The sequence below is a fragment of the Salipiger pentaromativorans genome (genome assembly GCF_024721115.1).
GTDB classification, from domain to species: domain Bacteria; phylum Pseudomonadota; class Alphaproteobacteria; order Rhodobacterales; family Rhodobacteraceae; genus Salipiger; species Salipiger pentaromativorans.
In genome coordinates this window covers 79,087-92,433 of the sequence record NZ_JAMDHK010000001.1, presented here as the reverse complement: position 1 = coordinate 92,433, position 13,347 = coordinate 79,087, and the positions used below count along the sequence as shown (strand labels likewise).

Sequence of the window (13,347 nt, the reverse complement as noted above, 5' to 3'; positions counted from 1 at the left end):
CGCTGTGCCTGTGGCGGGGCCGCGCCCCCGGCGGCGGTGCTCCCGCCCGCCCACCCCGCACCGCCGCCGGGGGCGCGGGATCATGAGCGGGGTGCCCGACCGGGTGTCGCGGCGCTGGCAGGGGGCGCAGGCCTACCGGCCGGGGGACAGCGCGGGGCTGAATGCGGAGATCCTGGCGCTGATGCGGGCGGGGGTGAAGACCGCGAGCTGCGAGGCCTGGGACTATTTCGCGGACACCGGCGAGGCGGTGCCCGAGGTCGGGCGCGTGGACATCGCGCTCGACTGGCAGGGGCGCCCGGCGCTGGCGCTGCGCACGCTGGACGTGTCGCGGCTGCGCTTTGACGAGATGAGCGAGGAGCTGGTGGCGGCGCAGGGCGAGTTTCGCGATCTGGCGGCGTGGCGGCGGGGCTACGAGGCCTATCTGACGCGGGCGGGGCGGTTTCGTCCGGATGTGGAGATGCTGCTGGAGCGGTTCGAGCTGGTCGCGGATCTGGCGCGGTGAGGGGTGCGGGGAGAGGTGTGCCTCTCCCCGGCCGGCTGCGCCGGGTGCGCGTATTTGGAAAGAGAAGAAGGGCGGGGTCTGGAGAGGGTGGAGATGTTCGACACGATTTTGATTGCCAACCGGGGCGAGATCGCCTGCCGGGTGATGGAGACGGCGCGCAGGCTGGGGCTGCGCTGCGTCGCGGTCTATTCCGAAGCGGATGCCGGGGCGAAACATGTGGCTTTGGCGGATGAGGCGGTCTGCATCGGCGGGGCGGCGCCGGCGGAAAGCTACCTGCGCGGCGCGCGCATCATCGCGGCGGCGCTGGAGACGGGCGCGGGGGCGATCCATCCGGGCTATGGGTTCCTGTCGGAGAATCCCGATTTCGTCGAGGCGGTGGAGGCGGCGGGGCTGGTGTTCGTCGGGCCCTCGGCAAAGGCGATCCGGGCGATGGGGCTGAAGGACGCGGCCAAGCGGCTGATGGCGGAGGCGGGCGTGCCGGTGGTGCCGGGTTATCACGGCGAGGCGCAGGACGCGCGGTTTCTCGCGGGCGAGGCGGAGGCCATCGGCTATCCGGTGCTGATCAAGGCCGTGGCGGGCGGCGGCGGCAAGGGCATGCGGCTGGTGGAGCGCGCGGAGGAGTTTGCCGAGGCGCTGCGGAGCGCGCAGGCGGAGGCGCGCGGGGCCTTCGGCAATGAGGCGGTGCTGATCGAGAAATTCGTGACCAAGCCGCGCCATATCGAGGTGCAGGTCTTTGGCGATGGCGAAAAGGCGGTGCATCTCTTCGAACGGGATTGTTCCTTGCAGCGGCGCCATCAGAAGGTGATCGAGGAGGCGCCGGCGCCGGGCATGACCGCGGAGATGCGCCAGGCGATGGGGGCGGCGGCGGTGCGCGCCGCCGAGGCCATCGGCTACAAGGGCGCGGGTACGGTGGAGTTCATCGTGGACGGATCGCGCGGGCTGCGCCCCGACGGGTTTTGGTTCATGGAGATGAACACCCGGCTGCAGGTGGAGCACCCGGTGACCGAGGCGATCACCGGGGTCGATCTGGTCGAATGGCAACTGCGCGTGGCGGCGGGCGAGCCGCTGCCTTTGCGGCAGGAGGATCTGGGCATCAACGGCCATGCCTTCGAGGCGCGGCTTTATGCGGAGGACGTGCCGGCGGGGTTTCTGCCCGCCACCGGGCGGCTGGCGCATCTGGGGTTCCCGGCGGATGTGCGGGCCGACAGCGGGGTGCGTTCGGGCGATGTGATCTCGCCGCATTACGATCCGATGATCGCCAAGCTCATCGTGCACGGGGCCACGCGGGAGATCGCGCTGCGCAAGCTGGCGCGCGGTCTGGCGGAGACGCAGGTGGCGGGCACGGTGACCAATCTGGCCTTTCTCGGCGCGCTGGCGCGGCATGAGGGCTTTGCCGCGGGCGAGGTGGATACCGGGCTGATCGGGCGGGATCTGGAGAGACTGACCGGGAGCGGGGCCGCGTCGCCGCAGGTGCTGGCGCAGGCGGCGCTGGCCGCCGCCGGGCTTTGGGAGACCGGCGACTGGGCGCGGGGTTTTGCGCTTTGGGCGCCGCTGGCGCGGACGGTTCTGCTGCGGCAGGGCGACGAGGCGCAGTCTCCGGTGCTGCGGGTTCTGGCGCCGGGCAGGGTCGAGATCACGCTGGGCGATACGGTCGTGCTGGCGGAGCGTGTGGACGGCGGCTGGCGGCTGGACGGCCGGCCCGCGCCGGCGTTGTTCTGCGCGGGCGAGGAGATCACGGTGTTTGCCGAGGGCGGGCAGGTGTTGCGGCGCGTCGATCCGCTGGCGCGGGCGGGGGCTGCGGGCGCGGGCGGCAATCTGATCGAGGCGCCGATGCCGGGACGCGTGGTGGCGGTGCTGGCCGAGGCCGGGCAGGCCGTGAGGGCGGGCGACCGGCTGGCGGTGCTGGAAGCGATGAAGATGGAGCACACGCTGACCGCCGCGCGCGACGGGGTGGTGGCCGAGGTGCTGGTCGCCGAGGGGGCGCAGGTCGAGGCGGGCGCGGCGCTGATCCGGCTCGAGGAGGAGGCGGAGGAGGCCGCATGATCCGGCTTTATCATGTGCCGCAATCGCGCTCGATGCGGGTGCTCTGGCTGCTTTATGAGCTGGGGGTGCCGTTCGAGCTGGAGCTGCGCGCCTTCGACAAGAGCCTGCGCGATGAGGATTTCCGCGCGCTTTCGCCCGCCGGGCGGGTGCCGGCGCTGGAGATCGACGGCGGATGCATGTTCGAGAGCCTCGCGATGATGGAATATCTTTGCGAGCGCTTTCCGGAGGCGGGGCTGGGCCGGGCGCCGGGGACGCAAGAGCGCAGGGGCTGGCTGAGCTGGCTGCAGTTTTCGGAGACGATCTCGCAGCATGTGGCGGCGCTGACCCAGCAGCATCTGATGCTGCACGAGGATCATATGCGCTCGCCCATCGTGATGCGGCTGGAGGCGAAGCGGCTGGAGAAATGTTATGCCGCGCTGGAGGCACGGCTGGCGGAGACCGGAAGCGGGGCGTTGTTGGTCTCCGGGTTTTCGGCCTGCGACATTGCCGTGGGGCAGGCGGTCTATATGGCGCGGCATTTTGCACCGGTCGAGGGGTTTGCGGCGGTGTCGGACTGGTACGCGGGCATCACCGCGCGAGAGGCGTTCCGGCGCAGCCTGCCGGGCGAGGGCGCGCGGCTTTACGGGGCGGCGTTCTACCCGGCCTGGGACGGGTGATCCGGCGGGGCGCGCCTTGCGGCGCGCGCTGGATGTCTCACCGCCCGCCTGTGGCGGGCGGTTCGGGCCGGTGCCTCTGGCGGGAGAGGCGAGACGGCTGAGCACCGGTGCCCGTGGCGCGGGCGGTGGTGCGTATTTGGAAAGAGAAGAAAGGGCAAGGGATGAGCGGGTTTGTCGAGATCTTCGAAGTGGGGCCGCGGGACGGGCTGCAGAACGAGAAACGGGCGATTCCCACGGTGGAGAAGATCGCGCTGGTGGAGTGTCTGGGCCGGGCCGGGTTCCGGCGGATCGAATGCGCCAGTTTCGTGAGCCCGAAATGGGTGCCGCAGATGGCGGATTCGGCGGAGGTGCTGGCGGGGATCGCGCGCGTGCCGGGGGTGTCCTATGCGGCGCTCACGCCCAATATGAAAGGGTTCGAGGCGGCGATGGCGGCGGGGGCCGATGAGGTGGCGATTTTCGGCGCGGCCTCGGAAGGGTTCAGCCGGGCCAATATCAATGCAACGATTGCCGAGAGCCTGGAGCGGTTCCGCCCGGTGGCGGAGGCGGCGCGGGCGCGGGGCGTGAAGGTTCGGGGCTATATCTCCTGCGTGGTGGAGTGCCCCTATGACGGCGCGGTGGCGCCCGAGGCGGTGGCGCGGGTCGCGGCGGCGCTGCGGGAGATGGGCTGCTATGAGATCTCGCTGGGCGACACCATCGGGCGCGGCACCGCGGAAGCGGTGGACGCGATGCTGGGCGCGGTGCTGGAGGAGATGGCGCCGGCCGCACTCGCGGGACATTTCCACGACACCAGCGGGCGGGCGCTGGAGAATATCGAAGCCTCGCTGGCGCGCGGGCTGCGGGTCTTCGACGCGGCGGTCGGCGGGCTCGGGGGCTGCCCCTATGCGCCTGGGGCCGCGGGCAATGTGGCGACCGAGGCGGTGGCGGCGCGGCTGGTCGAGCTGGGGTATGAGACCGGGCTCGATATGGCGGTGCTGGACGAGGCGGCGGCCATGGCGCGCACGATGCGCGGGTGAGGGGGCTTGTGGTGCTCTCCGGCCTGCCGGGCGTGGGTAAGAGCACGGTGGCGCGGGCGCTGGCGGTGAAGACGGGCGCGCTCTGGCTGCGGCTCGACGCCATCGAGCAGGAGATGCGCGGGTCGCATATGGTCTGCGCGGATCTGGCGGATGGCGGCTATGCGGCGGCGCGGGCGGTCGCGGCGCAGGCGCTGCGCCAGGGTTATGGGGTGATCGCGGACAGCGTGAACCCGCTGGAGATCACCCGCGCACCCTGGATGGCCGTGGCGGAGCGGGCAGGGGTGCCGCTTTGCACGGTGGAACTGGTCTGTTCGGACGCGGGCGCGCACCGGCGGCGGGCGGATACGCGCGTGGCGGAGGTGCCGGGGCTGGCACTGCCCGATTGGGCGGCGGTCTCGGCGCGGGCCTATGAGTGTTGGGAGGCGGCGATGCTGGCACTGGATCTGGCGAAGATGGCGCCGGAGGACGCGGCGGAGGCGATTTTGCGGGAGATGGAGGGAGAGGCATGACCCTGATCACGGTGGCGCGCGATGCGCGCGGGGTGGCGACGCTGACGCTGGCGCGGGCGGAGAAGCACAATGCGCTCTCGGCGCAGATGATGGGCGAGCTGGAGGCGGCGGCACGGGCGCTGGCGGCAGACGACTCGGTGCGGGTGGTGGTGCTGGCCGCCGAGGGGCCGACGTTTTGTGCGGGCGCCGATCTCGGCTGGATGCGGGAGCAGTTCGGCATGGACGGCGAGACCCGCAAGGCCGAGTCGCGCCGCATCGCCACGGCGCTGGAGGCGCTGGTGGCCTTGCCGCAGCCGCTGATCGGGCGGGTGCAGGGCAATGCCTTTGGCGGCGGCGTCGGGCTGGCGGCGGTCTGCGATGTGAGCATCGGCGCGCAGGCGGTGAAGATGGCCTTCACCGAAACCCGGCTGGGGCTGATTCCCGCCAATATCGGCCCCTATGTGGTGGCGCGCATGGGGGCGGTACGGGCGCGCGAGGTCTTTATGAACGCGCGCGTCTTTGACGCCGAAGAGGCGGTGCGGCTGAACCTGCTGACCCGCGCGGTGCCGGCGGAGGAGCTGGATGCCGCGGTGGAGGCGGAGGTGGCGCCCTATCTGTCCTGCGCGCCCTTTGCGGTGCGCGAGGCCAAGGCGCTGCTCAACGCGCTGGCGGGCGGCGTGACGCCGGAGCAGGTGGATTTCGCCATCGACGGGCTGGCCGCGAGATGGGAGACCGAGGAAGCGCAGGCGGGAATCGCCGCGTTTTTCGACAAGCGCAAGGCGCCCTGGCTGGGCTGATGTCTTGCCCGGCCGGCGCGGCCGGAGCGGGTGACGTCGCGGCAGTGCGATCCGGGCGGGACGGTGGCGGACCTGCTGCGTCACCGCGTGCCCTTGGCGCAGCGGGGGAGGGCGGGCTATGGCCGCTGTCATCGGCGGGGTTTGCGCCAGATGCGGGCGGGGAGAGGCAACCGTGACCACACAGATCGCACATCTTTATGCAACGCTTTGTCTGGCCACGATCTTTTTCCAGATCGCGCTGAGTGCGGGGGCGCCTCTGGCAGCGCTCGCACCGGGGGGACAGGGGGCGGGAGCCTTGCCTCCGGGGGCACGGCTGCTGGCGGTGCTCTATATCCCCTTGCTGCTCTTTCTCGCGCTGGCGGTGCTTTCGGCGGCGGGGTTTCCCGGGCTGGACTGGCCGCGCTGGACCGGCTGGGCCGCGCTGGTGGCCCAAGCCCTTCTCAGCGCGCTGCATTTCCTGTCGCGCGCGCCGGTGGAACGGCGCTTCTGGGGGCCGCTCGGAGGGGTGATGACGGCGATGATCCTGGTGGTGCTCAGCGCGTGAACCGGATGCAGCGCCGGATTTGTATGCAAAAGTAGACGATAAAATTGACGCATGACGGGGATTTTGCCCGGCATACGCCGGTATCCCGTTAATATTTCAGCAGTTTAACGTTTCTTGAATATGTTCCGCGCTTGTTGACCCCGTCCCGTCACAGGGATAAGTCACGGAGAGCAAGGCAACATCGCCATGGTCTCCGCGCCGGCCACACGGCGCGCCTCGCAAAGGAGCCAGCACGTGGAAGAGATGCTGCGGGAATATCTCCCGATTCTCATTTTCCTTGCCGTAGCCATCGCGCTCGGTGTCATTCTCATCCTCGCCGCCGTGGTCCTGGCCGTGCGCCACCCCGACCCGGAAAAGGTTTCGGCCTATGAATGCGGCTTCAACGCGTTCGACGACGCGCGGATGAAATTCGACGTTCGGTTCTACCTCGTGTCGATCCTCTTCATCATCTTCGATCTCGAGATCGCCTTCCTGTTCCCCTGGGCCGTGGCCTTCAAGGATGTGAGCATGGTGGGCTTCTGGTCGATGATGGTGTTCCTCGCGGTGCTGACCATCGGCTTTGCCTATGAGTGGAAGAAAGGGGCCCTGGAATGGGAGTGATGACCGGGGCGAACACCGCCCAGGGGGACCGCGAGGTCGCCACCCAGGCGCTGAACCGCGAACTTTCCGACAAGGGGTTCCTGCTGACCTCGGTCGATGACGTGATCAACTGGGCGCGCACCGGCTCGCTGCACTGGATGACCTTCGGTCTGGCCTGCTGCGCGGTCGAGATGATGCAGGCCTCGATGCCGCGTTACGACCTCGAACGCTTCGGCACCGCGCCGCGCGCCTCGCCGCGCCAGTCCGACCTGATGATCGTGGCCGGCACGCTGACCAACAAGATGGCCCCGGCACTGCGCAAGGTCTACGACCAGATGCCCGAGCCGCGCTATGTGATCTCCATGGGCTCCTGCGCCAATGGCGGCGGCTATTATCACTACAGCTATTCGGTGGTGCGCGGCTGCGACCGGGTCGTCCCGGTCGATGTCTACGTGCCCGGCTGCCCTCCGACGGCGGAGGCGCTGATGTACGGGCTGATGGCGCTGCAAAAGAAGATCCGGCGCACCGGAACGATCGTGCGCTGAGGGAGAGCGAGACATGACCAAGGCACTGAGCGAACTGGGCGCCCATCTCGAGCTGAAACGCCCCGATTGCGTGCTGGGCTGGGACGTCGCCTTTGGCGAGCTGAACGTCGATGTCGCCCCGGTGAACATCGCGGGCTTTGTCGAGTTCCTGAAGACCGACCCCTCCTGCCGCTTCTCCTCGCTGGTCGATGTGACGGCGGTGGATTACCCCGAGCGCGCCAAGCGCTTCGATGTGGTCTATCACTTCCTCAGCATGTACCAGAACCACCGCATCCGCCTGCGCGTCTCGGTGCGCGAGGACGAGACGGTGCCGTCGATCAGCGCGGTGCACCCTTCGGCCAACTGGTTCGAGCGCGAAGTCTTCGACATGTTCGGGATCGTGTTCTCGGGCCATCCGGATCTGCGCCGCATTCTCACCGATTACGGCTTCCGCGGCCATCCGCTGCGCAAGGATTTCCCGACCACCGGCTATGTCGAGGTGCGCTATGACGAAGAGCTCAAGCGCGTGGTCTACGAGCCGGTGAGTCTGGTTCAGGAATACCGGCAGTTCGATTTCATGTCGCCCTGGGAAGGCGCACAATACGTGCTGCCCGGCGACGAGAAGGCGGAGGCGAAGTGATGGGCGGATATGGCATGGGTGGCGGCGGCCTGATCTGGCTGATCGTCCTCGGTGTTCTGGTCGTTGTGCCGTTCTGGCGCCTGCTGCCGAAATTCGGCATTCCGGCATGGGTGGCGCTTGTGTCGATCATTCCGCTCGGCGCGCTGATCCTGCTCTGGATCATGGCCTTCAAGGACAAGACAAGCGGGGGCATCGCATGATGGACGGTTCGAAATTCGACGACGGCAGCACCGACGCGCTGTCCGGCGAGCAGAAAATCCGCAACTTCAACATCAACTTCGGCCCGCAGCACCCGGCGGCCCACGGCGTGCTGCGTCTGGTGCTGGAGCTCGACGGCGAGATCGTCGAGCGCTGCGACCCGCATATCGGTCTGCTGCATCGCGGCACCGAGAAGCTGATGGAAAGCCGCACCTATCTGCAGAACCTGCCCTATTTCGACCGGCTCGACTATGTCGGCACGATGAACCAGGAACACGCCTGGTGTCTGGCCATCGAGCGGCTGACCGGCACCGAGGTGCCGCGCCGCGCCTCGCTGATCCGGGTGCTTTACTGCGAGATCGGCCGTATCCTGAACCACCTGCTGAACGTGACCACGCAGGCCATGGACGTGGGCGCGCTGACGCCGCCGCTCTGGGGCTTCGAGGAGCGCGAGAAGCTGATGATCTTCTACGAGCGCGCCTGCGGGGCGCGGCTCCACGCCGCTTATTTCCGCCCGGGCGGGGTGCATCAGGATCTGCCGCCCGAGCTGCTCGACGATATCATGGACTGGTGCGGGACCTTCCCCGAGCTGCTCGACGACATCGACGGGCTGCTGACCGAGAACCGGATCTTCAAGCAGCGCAATGCCGATATCGGCATCGTCTCCGAGGAGGACATCCAGGAACACGGCTATTCCGGCGTCATGGTGCGCGGCTCCGGCCTCGCCTGGGATCTGCGCCGCGCGCAGCCCTATGAGTGCTACGACGAGTTCGAGTTCCAGATCCCGGTGGGCAAGAACGGCGACTGCTACGACCGCTATCTCGTCCGCATGGCCGAGATGCGCGAGTCGGTGAAGATCATGAAGCAGGCCATCGAAAAGCTGCGCCTGCCGGAGAACCAGGGCGACGTGCTGGCGCGCGGCAAGCTGACGCCGCCGAAGCGGTCCGAGATGAAGACCTCGATGGAGGCGCTCATCCACCACTTCAAGCTCTATACCGAAGGGTTCCACGTGCCCGCGGGCGAGGTCTATGCCGCTGTCGAGGCGCCCAAGGGCGAATTCGGCGTCTATCTTGTCGCCGATGGCAGCAACAAACCCTACCGTGCCAAGATCCGGGCGCCCGGCTACCTGCATCTCCAGTCGATGGATCACATCTGCAAGGGCCACCAGCTTGCGGATGTGGCGGCGATCCTGGGATCGCTCGACATCGTGTTCGGCGAGGTTGACCGCTGAGACGCATGATATAGGGCAGGGGCGGGTTCCGCGCCCCGGTCCATCCCGGCCTCTGCGGCCGCAACAAAGGAAAACGAGGGATTTGGGGACGTGATGCTGAAGAAAAGCCTGGCTCTGCTGCCGCTCTTCGCCACCGCCGGCTGTCTGGGAATGCCTCCCGAGGGCACCGACGCCGAGGATCTCGCCGCCTTTGACGAGGCCGTCGCCTCGGTGGGCTGCTCGCTCGAGATGGAATCCGATTACCTGCCGGTCGAGCTGCAAACGGGGCTGACCCGCGAGCAGCTCCAGCAGGTCGCCCAATACCGCATCGGCGCGAAGCAGGGGGTGCTGACGGAAAGCGGCGGCTTCCGTCTGCTCACCGGGCCCTGTGCGCCGACCGAGCAAGTGGCCGAGGCGGGCTGACCCGGGTGCCGGGCGCCGCCGCCATATCCTTTCCGGGCCGATGGGCCCCCGCGCCGAGCGCGGAACCGACAACTTACGAGAGGCCATCCGACTGATGCTGCGCCGTCTTCACCCCGAACAGCCCGAGAGCTTTGCCTTCACCCCCGCCAACCTGGCCTGGGCCGAGGGGCAGATCAGCAAATATCCCGAAGGCCGTCAGGCCAGCGCGGTCATCCCGCTGCTGTGGCGCGCGCAGGAACAGGAAGGCTGGCTGACCCAGAAGGCGATCGAGACCGTCGCCGAGATGCTGGGCATGGCCTATATCCGCGTGCTCGAGGTCGCGACCTTCTACTTCATGTTCCAGCTTCAGCCGGTGGGCTCGGTGGCGCATGTGCAGATCTGCGGCACCACCACCTGCATGATCTGCGGCGCGGGCGACCTCATGGCGGTCTGCAAGGACAAGATCGCGCCGAAGGCGCATATGCTTTCGGCCGACGGCAAGTTCTCCTGGGAAGAGGTGGAATGCCTCGGGTCCTGCGCCAACGCGCCGATGGCGCAGATCGGCAAGGATTATTACGAGGATCTGACCGCCGAGCGGATGGCCGAGATCCTCGATGAGCTGGCTGCCGGCAAGGTGCCGGTGCCGGGCCCGCAGAATGGCCGCTACGCCTCCGAGCCCAAGGGCGGGCCGGTGGTGCTGACCGCCCATGCCGAGGGCCGCGCGCCCTATAACGCCTCGGTGGCGCTGGCGACCGAGATCGGCGATACGGTCAAACGCATCGACGGCACCGAGGTGCCGCTGCGCACGCCCTGGCGCGACGCCGCGCCGAAAGCGGCGCCGGCAGCGGCGGCACCCGCCGCGCCTGCACCTGCCGCGCCGGCGGCGGAGACCGTGGCGGACGAGAATGTCGGCACCCGGCCCGAGGCGCTGGAGGCGCCGCGCGAGGGCGGGGCGGACGATCTCAAGATGATCAAGGGCGTGGGGCCGAAGCTGGAAGACCTGTGCCACAGCCTGGGCTTCTACCATTTCGACCAGATCGCCAACTGGAGCGACGCGGAGGTCGCCTGGGTCGATGCCAACCTGACCGGCTTCAAGGGCCGGGTGACGCGCGACGACTGGGTCGCGCAGGCCAAGGTTCTGGCCGCAGGCGGCGAGACGGAATTTGCAGCGCGTGTTAAGAAAGGCGATGTCTACGATACGTGACATCCGCCGCAAGACCGGTGACGAGGGAGTTCGGGAATGACAGACGCAACGATTGACGGGGCCTGCCGGGGCAAGTGCTGGGCTTTGGCCGCGGTGATCGGCCTGATTGTGGCGCTGTTCGCGCTGGGGGCTCACAAGGGCATCGTCGCGGCGATCCTTCTGGGGGCGCTTGCGCTGGGTCTTCTGGGTCTGTTGTTCATCTGGCTGTTCTGCGCGCCGGTTCCCAAGCTCGGCGCCCGCACGCCGGCCCCCGTCGTGCCGGTTCCCGCTGCCGCTCCTGTCGCTGCTGCCGCGCCGGTTGCTGCTGCTACGCCGGTTGCGGCCGAGGCGCCCGCACCGGTGGCGGCGCCCGCTGCCGAGGCTCCGGCGCCCGTCAAGGCCGACACCGCTCCTGCCGAGGTGGAGGCCGAGACGGTTGAGGTCGAGGCCGCGCCTGCCGCGGCGCTGGTGACGCCGAGCAAGGCGCTGGCCGGCGAGGAAGAGCTTGCCGCGCGCAAGGGCACCTGGCGCTACGAGGGCGAGGCAGAAGAGAAGGCCGAAGCCGCTCCGGCTCCGGTCGCGGAAGAGGCAGAGGCAGAGGATGCGGCGGAAACCCAGCCCGAGGCACTGACCGCCGCGCGTGAGGGCGGGCCGGACAACCTCAAGGAAATCAAGGGCGTGGGCCCCAAACTTGAATCGCTTCTGCACGCGCTCGGGATCTATCACTTCGATCAGATCGCCGGCTGGAGCGCCGCCGAGGTCGCCTGGATGGATTCCAATCTCAAGGGGTTCAAGGGCCGTGTCTCGCGCGATGACTGGATCGGTCAGGCCAAGGTGCTGGCGGCGGGCGGGGAGACGGAGTTCTCCAAGCGCGTGGACGACGGCAAGGTCTATTAAGGCCGCAGGATACAAGAGCGCACCCGGGCGGTATGGGCCGGGTGCTGGACGGAACAGGCAGACGGGCAGGGCCCGCGCGATGGAGACGAGCGTGATCGACGATATGATCCTTTCGCCCCGCGCATTCCCGCCGGCCCGGAGGCCGCAGGGATGAGCGACCAGGACCGCCACACCCGGCAGGGGCGCATCATCGCGCTGGTGATCGCCGGAACCGGGCTGGCCTGGATCGCGGCGACGGTTGCGGGCGAGACGCTCGGCTGGAGCCAGCGCACACGGGCTTTCTTCGATCTGGCCGCGCTGGCCGGGTTCGGGACGGCGATTTGGATGATCTACGGGCTCTGGCGTGCCCGCCAGAAGGACAAGGACTGATGCGATGCTGAAGGACGAGGACCGCATTTTCACCAATCTCTACGGCATGCACGACCGCACGCTGGCAGGGGCGAAAAAGCGTGGCCATTGGGATGGAACCGCCGGGATCATCGCCAAGGGGCGCGACTGGATCATCGACGAGATGAAGGCTTCGGGTCTGCGCGGCCGGGGCGGCGCCGGGTTCCCGACCGGCCTCAAATGGTCCTTCATGCCCAAGGAAAGCGACGGCCGTCCCGCCTATCTGGTGATCAACGCCGACGAATCCGAGCCCGCGACCTGCAAGGACCGCGAGATCATGCGCCACGATCCGCATACGCTGATCGAAGGCGCGCTGATCGCCTCCTTCGCGATGAACGCGCATGCCTCCTATATCTACATTCGCGGTGAATACATCCGCGAGCGCGAGGCGCTTCAGGCGGCCATCGACGAATGTTACGACGCGGGGCTGCTGGGCAAGAACGCCGCCGGTTCCGGCTGGGATTTCGACCTCTACCTGCACCACGGCGCGGGCGCCTATATCTGCGGCGAGGAAACCGCGCTGCTGGAAAGCCTCGAAGGCAAGAAGGGCATGCCCCGGATGAAGCCGCCGTTCCCGGCGGGCTCGGGCCTCTACGGCTGCCCGACCACGGTGAACAACGTGGAATCCATCGCGGTTGCGCCGACCATCCTGCGCCGCGGCGCCACCTGGTTCTCGGGCTTCGGGCGCAAGAACAACGCCGGCACCAAGCTGATGGCGCTCACCGGCCATGTGAACACCCCCTCGGTCTTCGAGGAGGAGATGTCGCTGTCGGTGCGCGAGATCATCGAAAAGCACGGCGGCGGCATTCGCGGCGGCTGGGACAATCTCAAGGCGATCATCCCCGGCGGGGCCTCCTGCCCGGTGCTGCCCAAGGACAAGCTGGAAGACGCGATCTTCGATTTCGACTGGATGCGCGAGAACAAGTCGAGCTTCGGCACCGGCTGCATGATCGTCATGGACAACTCGGTCGATGTGGTCAAAGCGGTCTGGCGCCTGTCGAGCTTCTTCAAGCACGAGAGCTGCGGCCAGTGCACGCCCTGCCGCGAAGGCACGGGCTGGATGATGCGGGTCATGAACCGCCTGGTGACCGGCGAGGCCGAGGTCGAGGAAATCGACATGCTGCTCGACGTGACCAAGCAGGTCGAGGGGCACACGATCTGCGCGCTCGGCGATGCGGCGGCCTGGCCGATCCAGGGTCTGATCCGGCATTTCCGCGAGGAGATCGAGGACCGCATCAAGGCCAAGAAGACCGGCCGCATGGGCGCGATGGCGGCGGAGTGAAG

General features: G+C 68.3%; 17 protein-coding genes. All 17 read left to right on the top strand.

Features of this window, described 5'->3' with window-relative positions; translation table 11 throughout:
* Positions 1-82 precede the first annotated feature (82 nt).
* The 17 genes from M4578_RS00445 (at position 83) to nuoF (ending at position 13,345) form a co-directional block, all read left to right on the top strand.
* Positions 83-502: an ASCH domain-containing protein gene (locus tag M4578_RS00445; protein ID WP_258091463.1), complete on the top strand. Its 420-nt coding sequence runs from the start codon at positions 83-85 to the stop codon at positions 500-502.
* A 93-nt stretch (positions 503-595) separates the two neighbouring features.
* Positions 596-2,545: an acetyl/propionyl/methylcrotonyl-CoA carboxylase subunit alpha gene (locus tag M4578_RS00440; RefSeq protein WP_258091462.1), complete on the top strand. Its 1,950-nt coding sequence runs from the start codon at positions 596-598 to the stop codon at positions 2,543-2,545.
* Entirely contained in the window at positions 2,542-3,201 is a 660-nt protein-coding gene (locus M4578_RS00435; protein WP_258091461.1) for a glutathione S-transferase family protein, read from the top strand. The genes M4578_RS00440 and M4578_RS00435 overlap by 4 nt, the downstream gene beginning before the upstream one ends.
* 161 nt (positions 3,202-3,362) lie before the next feature.
* Positions 3,363-4,214: a hydroxymethylglutaryl-CoA lyase gene (locus M4578_RS00430; protein ID WP_258091460.1), complete on the top strand. Its 852-nt coding sequence runs from the start codon at positions 3,363-3,365 to the stop codon at positions 4,212-4,214.
* A complete protein-coding gene (locus tag M4578_RS00425) occupies positions 4,211-4,723 on the top strand; it encodes a P-loop nucleotide/nucleoside kinase family protein (protein ID WP_258091459.1) in 513 nt (170 codons plus the stop codon). Before M4578_RS00430 ends, M4578_RS00425 begins: the two co-directional genes overlap by 4 nt.
* Positions 4,720-5,499: a crotonase/enoyl-CoA hydratase family protein gene (locus tag M4578_RS00420; protein WP_258091458.1), complete on the top strand. Its 780-nt coding sequence runs from the start codon at positions 4,720-4,722 to the stop codon at positions 5,497-5,499. The genes M4578_RS00425 and M4578_RS00420 overlap by 4 nt, the downstream gene beginning before the upstream one ends.
* A 172-nt stretch (positions 5,500-5,671) precedes the next feature.
* Positions 5,672-6,043: a hypothetical protein gene (locus M4578_RS00415; RefSeq protein WP_258091457.1), complete on the top strand. Its 372-nt coding sequence runs from the start codon at positions 5,672-5,674 to the stop codon at positions 6,041-6,043.
* Positions 6,044-6,277: 234 nt separating this feature from the next.
* On the top strand, positions 6,278-6,643 hold the full coding sequence (locus M4578_RS00410) for an NADH-quinone oxidoreductase subunit A (RefSeq protein ID WP_258091456.1): 366 nt from the start codon (positions 6,278-6,280) through the stop codon (positions 6,641-6,643).
* On the top strand, positions 6,634-7,167 hold the full coding sequence (locus M4578_RS00405; RefSeq protein WP_258091455.1) for a NuoB/complex I 20 kDa subunit family protein: 534 nt from the start codon (positions 6,634-6,636) through the stop codon (positions 7,165-7,167). The genes M4578_RS00410 and M4578_RS00405 overlap by 10 nt, the downstream gene beginning before the upstream one ends.
* 13 nt (positions 7,168-7,180) lie before the next feature.
* On the top strand, positions 7,181-7,786 hold the full coding sequence (locus M4578_RS00400) for an NADH-quinone oxidoreductase subunit C (RefSeq protein WP_258091454.1): 606 nt from the start codon (positions 7,181-7,183) through the stop codon (positions 7,784-7,786).
* Entirely contained in the window at positions 7,786-7,986 is a 201-nt protein-coding gene (locus tag M4578_RS00395; protein ID WP_258091453.1) for a hypothetical protein, read from the top strand. Before M4578_RS00400 ends, M4578_RS00395 begins: the two co-directional genes overlap by 1 nt.
* Positions 7,986-9,215 carry an NADH-quinone oxidoreductase subunit D gene (locus M4578_RS00390; RefSeq protein ID WP_258091957.1) on the top strand — a complete coding sequence of 410 codons (1,230 nt, stop codon included), beginning with the start codon at positions 7,986-7,988 and terminating at the stop codon, positions 9,213-9,215. Before M4578_RS00395 ends, M4578_RS00390 begins: the two co-directional genes overlap by 1 nt.
* 93 nt (positions 9,216-9,308) lie before the next feature.
* Positions 9,309-9,617 carry a hypothetical protein gene (locus M4578_RS00385; protein ID WP_258091452.1) on the top strand — a complete coding sequence of 103 codons (309 nt, stop codon included), beginning with the start codon at positions 9,309-9,311 and terminating at the stop codon, positions 9,615-9,617.
* 94 nt (positions 9,618-9,711) lie between these two features.
* A complete protein-coding gene (gene nuoE, locus M4578_RS00380; RefSeq protein ID WP_258091451.1) occupies positions 9,712-10,800 on the top strand; it encodes an NADH-quinone oxidoreductase subunit NuoE in 1,089 nt (362 codons plus the stop codon).
* A gap of 36 nt (positions 10,801-10,836) precedes the next feature.
* Positions 10,837-11,676 (top strand): endonuclease, encoded by an 840-nt coding sequence (locus M4578_RS00375; RefSeq protein ID WP_258091450.1) that lies wholly within the window; start codon positions 10,837-10,839, stop codon positions 11,674-11,676.
* A 150-nt stretch (positions 11,677-11,826) separates the two neighbouring features.
* Positions 11,827-12,045: a DUF5337 domain-containing protein gene (locus tag M4578_RS00370; RefSeq protein ID WP_258091449.1), complete on the top strand. Its 219-nt coding sequence runs from the start codon at positions 11,827-11,829 to the stop codon at positions 12,043-12,045.
* A gap of 4 nt (positions 12,046-12,049) precedes the next feature.
* A complete protein-coding gene (gene nuoF / locus M4578_RS00365; RefSeq protein WP_258091448.1) occupies positions 12,050-13,345 on the top strand; it encodes an NADH-quinone oxidoreductase subunit NuoF in 1,296 nt (431 codons plus the stop codon).
* The last annotated feature ends 2 nt before the right edge of the window (positions 13,346-13,347 follow it).